The 6,574-nt window shown below is 62.9% G+C and carries 8 protein-coding genes; 5 read left to right on the top strand and 3 right to left on the bottom strand.

Going from position 1 to position 6,574, the window contains the following annotated elements; genetic code table 11:
- Positions 1-271 precede the first annotated feature (271 nt).
- The gene (locus AC1DWI_RS10605; protein WP_477671481.1) at positions 272-451 is read right to left on the bottom strand and encodes a hypothetical protein; all 180 of its coding nucleotides are present in this window, start codon (positions 449-451) and stop codon (positions 272-274) included.
- A 339-nt stretch (positions 452-790) separates the two neighbouring features.
- On the opposite strand from AC1DWI_RS10605, the gene AC1DWI_RS10600 reads away from it, so the two are divergent.
- The gene (locus AC1DWI_RS10600; RefSeq protein WP_477671482.1) at positions 791-1,138 is read left to right on the top strand and encodes an ElaB/YgaM/YqjD family protein; all 348 of its coding nucleotides are present in this window, start codon (positions 791-793) and stop codon (positions 1,136-1,138) included.
- 207 nt (positions 1,139-1,345) lie between these two features.
- Positions 1,346-2,287 (top strand): DUF808 domain-containing protein, encoded by a 942-nt coding sequence (locus tag AC1DWI_RS10595; RefSeq protein ID WP_477671483.1) that lies wholly within the window; start codon positions 1,346-1,348, stop codon positions 2,285-2,287.
- 36 nt (positions 2,288-2,323) lie between these two features.
- Here the strand turns inward: AC1DWI_RS10595 and AC1DWI_RS10590 are convergent, their stop codons facing one another.
- Together AC1DWI_RS10590 and AC1DWI_RS10585 are read right to left on the bottom strand one after the other, a co-directional pair.
- Positions 2,324-2,527: a hypothetical protein gene (locus tag AC1DWI_RS10590; RefSeq protein ID WP_477671484.1), complete on the bottom strand. Its 204-nt coding sequence runs from the start codon at positions 2,525-2,527 to the stop codon at positions 2,324-2,326.
- Between the two features lie 188 nt (positions 2,528-2,715).
- Positions 2,716-3,642: a LysR family transcriptional regulator gene (locus AC1DWI_RS10585; protein WP_457279192.1), complete on the bottom strand. Its 927-nt coding sequence runs from the start codon at positions 3,640-3,642 to the stop codon at positions 2,716-2,718.
- A gap of 442 nt (positions 3,643-4,084) precedes the next feature.
- Between AC1DWI_RS10585 and AC1DWI_RS10580 the strand changes: the two genes are divergently transcribed.
- The 3 genes from AC1DWI_RS10580 to AC1DWI_RS10570 form a co-directional block, all read left to right on the top strand.
- Entirely contained in the window at positions 4,085-4,960 is an 876-nt protein-coding gene (locus tag AC1DWI_RS10580) for an alpha/beta hydrolase (RefSeq protein ID WP_477672771.1), read from the top strand.
- A gap of 44 nt (positions 4,961-5,004) precedes the next feature.
- Positions 5,005-6,243 (top strand): efflux RND transporter periplasmic adaptor subunit, encoded by a 1,239-nt coding sequence (locus tag AC1DWI_RS10575; protein ID WP_477724805.1) that lies wholly within the window; start codon positions 5,005-5,007, stop codon positions 6,241-6,243.
- A 32-nt stretch (positions 6,244-6,275) separates the two neighbouring features.
- Positions 6,276-6,574 (top strand): efflux RND transporter permease subunit (locus tag AC1DWI_RS10570; protein ID WP_477724804.1); only part of this gene is annotated, 299 nt, incomplete at its 3' end.

The raw sequence follows: 6,574 nt of genomic DNA, 5'->3' as shown, positions 1-6,574 counted from the left end.
CTTCTGTATGCGCCGAGGAGCGCAGGTTCAGGCGGATCAGGGATCGCGATTGTCTGAGCCGAAGGCGAGTTCGAGCGAGACCCCGCCTGAACCGAGCACCRCAGGTTGCCCGTAGCGAAGCGKAGGGACGCAGGAACCAGGGTCGCCTTTTCTTTGGTGACTTTCTTTTGGCGAAGCAAAAGAAAGTTACTTGCATGCCGGGCAACCCCCGGCCAGCAGAACTCAGCAAAAAGCACAACGACAGAAAAAACCAGGCCTTAAGAGCGCCATCTCACGACGGCACATTCACCACCCGCTCATCGTCATCAGGAATCAGCGGCATCCCTTCGTCGGGCTCGACCGGCAACTCCAGTGCGTCGTCTTCATCCAGACCTTCCTCGGGTGGGCCGTTACGCGGCTGGCCGTTGTCGGTTGCGCTGGTTCTGAGGGCGGGTCGTCCAATTCTGGGCATTGTGCTTCTCCTTGGAGTTTCGAAAACGTTAGAAGGGCGTTTATCAACGGTGCCTGGCCTGGATGCCTTTGGCTTGTGAGTTCAGGACGATGATGCGGGCAACCGCGACAGGGGCTGCCAAGCCAAGCGGCCTTTTTCCTGTCAGTGTGGGCCGACAACCGCGCGGCACGCACAACACTCTCTTGTCCTACATGCAGCGTATCCGGCTGCGCACAGTCTGCATGCCTGCCACCGCTTAATGTCGGCAGACACCTCTGGATGACGAACCATATACCCGTCATCGCCGGGACACAAATAGATCGCAGAGGTATTTTGCGGAATTTTTTTGAAAGAAGCATCATGGACAAAACCACAGCCTCCACCGGTACGGCTTCCGGTACTGACAACCCCCTGCAGCGCGGCGTCGAGTCTGCCGGCGCAGCGCTCCACAGCGGTATTGACAAGGTGGCTGAGCCGGCCCGCAGTGCGGTAGACCGCGCTTCTTCCGCCGCGCACGAAGGCGTCGACAAGCTGGCCGGCGGTGCCAGCAGCGTGGCTGACCGTTTTGCCGACCAGACCCGCAGGGTGACTGAAGCACCAGGCCGGGCCATTGAGGCCTCGAAATCATGGGTGCAGGAAAGGCCCCTGGAGGCCGTCGGTGCCGCCCTTGCCTTGGGCTTTATCCTGGGACGGCTCACGGCACGCTGAATACCTGGCACATAAATGCCCGTTCAAAGCCGCCCGCGAGGCGGCTTTTTGTTGCGCTGGATTTGGGTACAGTAGGTCTCCCCTTCGGTGCGATCACAACGCATAACAGCAGCACCGGACTCCTGCCAGGCCCCGGCACCGCCACGGCCAGGCTTTGCAAGCTTTGCTCACCCCCTTCGGCCTTGCGCCGGCACACGGAACCTACATATGGCCAGCAGCCTTCTCGCGTTGATCGACGACATCGCCACCATCCTTGATGACGTAGCGCTGCTTTCCAAGGTGGCCGCCAAGAAAACCGCCGGCGTGCTGGGTGACGACCTGGCGCTCAACGCCCAGCAGGTCTCAGGGGTCAAGGCAGACCGGGAACTGCCGGTGGTCTGGGCTGTGGCCAAAGGTTCTTTTGTCAACAAGGCCATCCTGGTACCGGCCGCGCTGGCCATCAGCGCGTTCATACCGTGGGCCGTCACGCCGCTGCTGATGGTGGGCGGTGCATTTCTTTGTTACGAGGGGTTTGAGAAACTCGCGCATAAATTCATGCACAGCGCAGACGAACAGGCGGCCGAGCATGAAGCACTGACCGCCGCACTGACCAACCCCGACGTAGACGTGCTGGCGCTTGAAAAAGACAAGATCAAGGGAGCGGTCCGCACCGACTTCATCCTGTCCGCTGAAATCATCGCGATCACGCTGGGCACCGTGCAGGCCAGTCCCTTCGTGACGCAGGTGGCTGTTCTGGGCGGTATCGCCCTTCTGATGACGGTGGGGGTTTATGGCCTGGTGGCAGGCATCGTGAAGCTGGACGATGGCGGGCTTTACCTTAGCCAGCGTGAAGGAGGCGGCGCCCTGGGCCGCTTGCAGCGCGGCGCAGGCCGCGCCATCCTGCTGACCGCTCCCTGGCTCATGAAAGGCCTTTCTGTGGCGGGCACCATCGCGATGTTCCTGGTGGGGGGCGGCATTTTGACGCACGGCTTTGCGCCGCTGCATCACGCGATCGAGCTGCTCGCGCAAAAAGCGTCGGCCATAGGCGGAGCAGGTGCCTTGCTGGTCGCGCTCACACCGCTGTTGATGGACGCACTCACAGGCTTGATCGCCGGTGCGCTGGTGTTGTTCGCCGCCATGCTGGTCAAGCGCGTCCTGGCGCGCCGCTGACACAGAAGAGAAGAGAGTGCATGGAGAATCCGGCAGTCAGTCGCCGGACTTTCCTGGCTTGGCCGGCTTTTCCGGTTCCTCGTGGCGGCCTTCAGTTTTGCCGGCGGGCTGGTCGTCCGGCACCGGAAATGGCCAGCGGCCTTTTTCACGGGGTGGTGCGGGCATGGCTGCTTCCCGCGCGCGCTGCTCCAGTGCCTTTCGGCTCTCGGTATCGGGCGCGGCAACTTTGGGTCTTGGCATGGGTGGTCTTTCGCAGGGAAGAAAGGCAGTGTATGAACGCAGGCGCGCAAAACGCCGGACAGCCACTGACCTTACTCCCCTGGGATGTCCTGTGGTGTAGTCTGCGGATGACGCCAGTTGTAGGAAGCTGGGGACGCCGGAAAATGCCGATGCATTCGGTGTAGCGGCTGTCGCGTCGTCTGCCTCGTTTATTGCGGCAAGCTGCTCTTGCGCTGTATCAGGTCGTGTTTGGCGAAGAGGTCGGCGATCCAGTCGACAAACACACGCACCTTGTTGCTCAGGTGGCGGTTGGGTGGGTACACCACATGGATGGGTTTGGCCTCGGAGCACCAGCCATTGAACAGGGGTTCCAGCGCACCGCTGCTGATGTGGTGCTGAACCAGGAAGGTGAGCGTCTGCAGGATACCCAGGCCTGCCAGCGCCGCCGCCACACCCGCGTTCGAGTCATTGACCGACAGCTGGTGGTGCCCGCCGATCTCCACCACCTCGCCGTCCTTTTGCAGGTTGACGGTGTAAAGCTTGCCGTCGCGCGGCGAAAAATAGCGGATCAGCTTGTGCGCCTGCAGCTCGCGCGGGTGCTGTGGCACGCCGTGGCGCTTGAGGTAGGCGGGCGAAGCGCAGGACATCAAATAGAACTCGCCGATGCGGCGTGCCACCAGCGACTGGTCGGTGATCTGCCCGCCGCGGATCACGCAGTCGACATTTTCGGCAAGGATGTCGATCGGCCGGTCGCTCACACCAAGCTCCAGCTGGATGTCGGGGTAGCGCGCATAAAAGTCGGGCAGGGCCGGAATCACCACGGCCAGGCCCAGTGATGAGGGAATGTCCACCTTGAGCCGGCCACGCGGGCTGGCCTTGGCGCGCGACATGCTCGACTCAAGCTCTTCCATTTCGCCCAGAAGGCGGCCCGCGCGCTCGTAGTAGGCCGCACCGTCGGCCGTCACGGTGACTTTGCGCGTGGTGCGGTTGAGCAGCTTGGTGTCCAGCGATTGTTCCAGCGTCTGGATCAGGCGCGTCACCGTGGGCTTGGGCATGCCCATGGAATCTGCCGCTTTGGTAAACGTGCCGGCCTCCACAACCCGTACAAAGGCCTGCATTGCGGAAAATTTATCCATGAAAGAGTCCTGTTCTGGTGAGGGCCGTCAGCGCGTGCCTTGCCTGGCGGGCCGGCGCTGCAAGAGGATATGGGGCGGATAACGGGGGCGGTAATAAAAAGAATGGCTGCCGGGGAAGAGGGGCATTTGCCAACAAAGGCTCATCGGCAAAACAGCGAGGGGCGATTGTGACCAGCCCAGCCGGTTCAGGTGCGGGGCGCGAAATAGCCCTGAGAACTTTCCGGGATTGCCCGCTCCCGATTGACCTTGCCCCACAGGGAAGGATGAAACTCCGCGCTCGGATGTTCATGGGAGCTTTCATGGGGGACCGTGATTTTCAGAGGAGAAGCCTGCTTGCTACCCCTCATTGTTGCACTGGTGAAATAAAGTATAAACAAAACGGCTATTTATTAAGGGAGTTGTCGCGCGTATCTTCTGCTGCATTGCAACAAAGAGGAGCCGCGTGCGGCTCGCCATGATGAACAGCCCACAGCCCGTCCCCGCAGGCGCCGACAAAAACCCCCCTCCCTGGGTGGAAAAACAGATCCAACTGGCACTGAAAAAGCCGCTGGACGTGCGCTTTTACGGCCGCCGCAGCGGCACGGGCGTTTCACCCCTGGTGGTGCATTTCCATGCCGGCGCGTTTGTAGGGGGGTCCCTGGAAGGCGGTTCCTGCGTAGCCGGGTTGCTGGCCCAAGCCGGCGCAGTGGTGATGTCGCTGGACTATCCGCTGGCGCCAGAGCACCCTTTCCCCAATGCTGTCGAAATAGGTTATGCCGCGCTGGTCTGGGCCGCCAAGGCTCGCCACAAGCTGGTCGGCGTCGGTGCGCCGGTTTTTGTGGCCGGCGAAGAGGCCGGTGGCAATATCGCTGCCGCCGTGGCGCTGATGGCGCGTGACCAGCATGAGCCGGCTCTGGCAGGGCAGATCCTGATGTCGCCCATGCTGGACCCATGCCTTGCGACCGCTTCGCTGCGCGACGCCGAAGCCGGGCCCGTGGGCTGCACCTGGGCCGACGGCTGGCACAAATACCTGCCCCGGGCCGAAGACGCAAGCCACCCTTACGCTGCACCCGGCGCCGCATTCCGCCTGGCAGGCCTTGCACCGACGTTGCTTATCACCGCGCAGGACGACCCGCTGCGCGACGAAACGCTGGCCTACGCCGCACGGCTGCGCGCCGCAGGCCTGGTTGCGCACGAGACCGTGTTGCCGGTTCCGACCGGCTGGCCCTGCAGCTATCTGCAGCCTTGCGACCACAAGGCTGCTTGGGGCCCTGTCCTGCATGAGCAGTACACCCGTTTTTTCGCTGATGCGCTGGCCGCGCATGCGACCCATTCCTGAGTTTCACAGTTCCTTTTTTCCTTTTTCTTTTGAGGGGTTTCACCATGACATCGATTCATCTGCACAACAACAAGCGCCGTTTGCTGGCAACCGTCGTGGCGGTACTGGCATTGACGGGCGTGACGGCTGTCATCTTCGGCGTTTCGGGCACGCGTGCCCAGTCCGCTGCGTCCGGCGAGCCGCAGGCCACGCCGGTCTCGGTGGCCACTGTCGTGCAAAGCGACGTGTCTGCCTGGGACGAGTTTTCGGGCCGGCTGGAAGCGGTTGAGCGCGTGGATATCCGCTCGCGTGTGGCCGGCACCATCCAGGCCGTGCACTTCCGCGAAGGCGCATTGGTCAAAAAGGGTGACCTGCTGCTGACGATTGACCCGGCACCCTACGCCGCCGAAGTGGCGCGCGCCGAAGCCCAGGTGGCCGCGGCGCAGGCCCGTGTGGCTCAGGCCAAAGGCGAACACGAGCGCTCACAGCGCCTGTGGGGCGAGCAGGCCATTTCAAAGCGCGAATTTGACGAGCGCACCAATGGCAAGGGTGAAGCCGACGCCAACCTGCGCGCCGCGCAGGCAGCCCTTCAAACGGCGCAGCTGAGCCTGGGGTATTCGCAGGTCCGCGCCCCGGTGGCCGGCCGCGTCGGCAAGCTCGAAGTGACGGTGGGCAACCTGGTCGCTGCAGGCCCGGGCGCACCCGTGCTGACCACGCTGGTGTCCGTGAGCCCGATCTATGCGAGCTTCGACGCCGACGAGCAGGTCGTGGTCAAGGCCCTCAAGGACGTGCAGGGCGCCAACGCCGGTATCGCGGGCGGCCGCAACCTGGACCGCATTCCGGTGCAGATGGGCACCGCCGCCAGCGCCGACACGCCGTTTGAAGGCAAGCTGCAGCTGGTCGACAACCAGGTGGACGCCCGAAGCGGCACCGTGCGTGCACGCGCTGTGTTCGACAACAAGGACGGCCAGCTGATTCCCGGCCAGTTCGCGCGCATCCGCATGGGCCAGGCCACCAAAGGCAAGGCATTGCTGATCAACGAACGCGCCGTCGGCACCGACCAGAACAAGAAGTTTGTGCTCGTGGTCGGCGCCGACAACAAGGCGATGTACCGCGAAGTCACGCTGGGCGCTTCCGTCGATGGCCTGCGTGTCGTCAAAAGCGGCCTGGCCGCCAATGAACGCATTGTGGTCAACGGCTTGCAGYGCATCCGCCCCGGTGCGCTGATCACACCGCAGCCGGTCGAGATGACCGCCAAGTCGGAACTCACCGAAAAAGCAGTGAAGGTCGCGGCCAAGTCCTGAGCCGCTCCTTCACCTGAACCAGAAGAATTGCCATGAATCTTTCCAAATTTTTTATTGACCGGCCGATCTTTGCCGGCGTGCTGTCGCTGCTGATGTTCATTGCCGGACTCATCGCGCTGCGCTCGCTGCCGATCGCCGAATACCCGGACGTTGTGCCGCCCACCGTGGTGGTGCGCGCCAACTACCCCGGCGCCAACCCCAAAGTGATTGCCGAGACCGTCGCCACTCCGCTCGAGGAATCCATCAACGGCGTGGACGGCATGCTCTACATGAGCAGCCAGGCCACCACCGACGGCCTGATGACGCTGAACGTCACCTTCAAGCTCGGCAC

It is taken from the genome of Polaromonas sp. P3_C2, assembly GCF_056402675.1.
The sequence above is the reverse complement of the archived record's forward strand: the minus strand, read 5'-3'. Positions and strand labels throughout refer to the sequence as shown.

What these genes read in the sequence shown, in the direction of transcription:
- AC1DWI_RS10605 (WP_477671481.1), bottom strand. Translation starts at nt 451, where the DNA reads ATGCCCAGAATTGGACGACCCGCCCTCAGAACCAGCGCAACCGACAAC.
- AC1DWI_RS10600 (WP_477671482.1), top strand. Translation starts at nt 791, where the DNA reads ATGGACAAAACCACAGCCTCCACCGGTACGGCTTCCGGTACTGACAAC.
- AC1DWI_RS10595 (WP_477671483.1), top strand. Translation starts at nt 1,346, where the DNA reads ATGGCCAGCAGCCTTCTCGCGTTGATCGACGACATCGCCACCATCCTT.
- AC1DWI_RS10590 (WP_477671484.1), bottom strand. Translation starts at nt 2,527, where the DNA reads ATGCCAAGACCCAAAGTTGCCGCGCCCGATACCGAGAGCCGAAAGGCA.
- AC1DWI_RS10585 (WP_457279192.1), bottom strand. Translation starts at nt 3,642, where the DNA reads ATGGATAAATTTTCCGCAATGCAGGCCTTTGTACGGGTTGTGGAGGCC.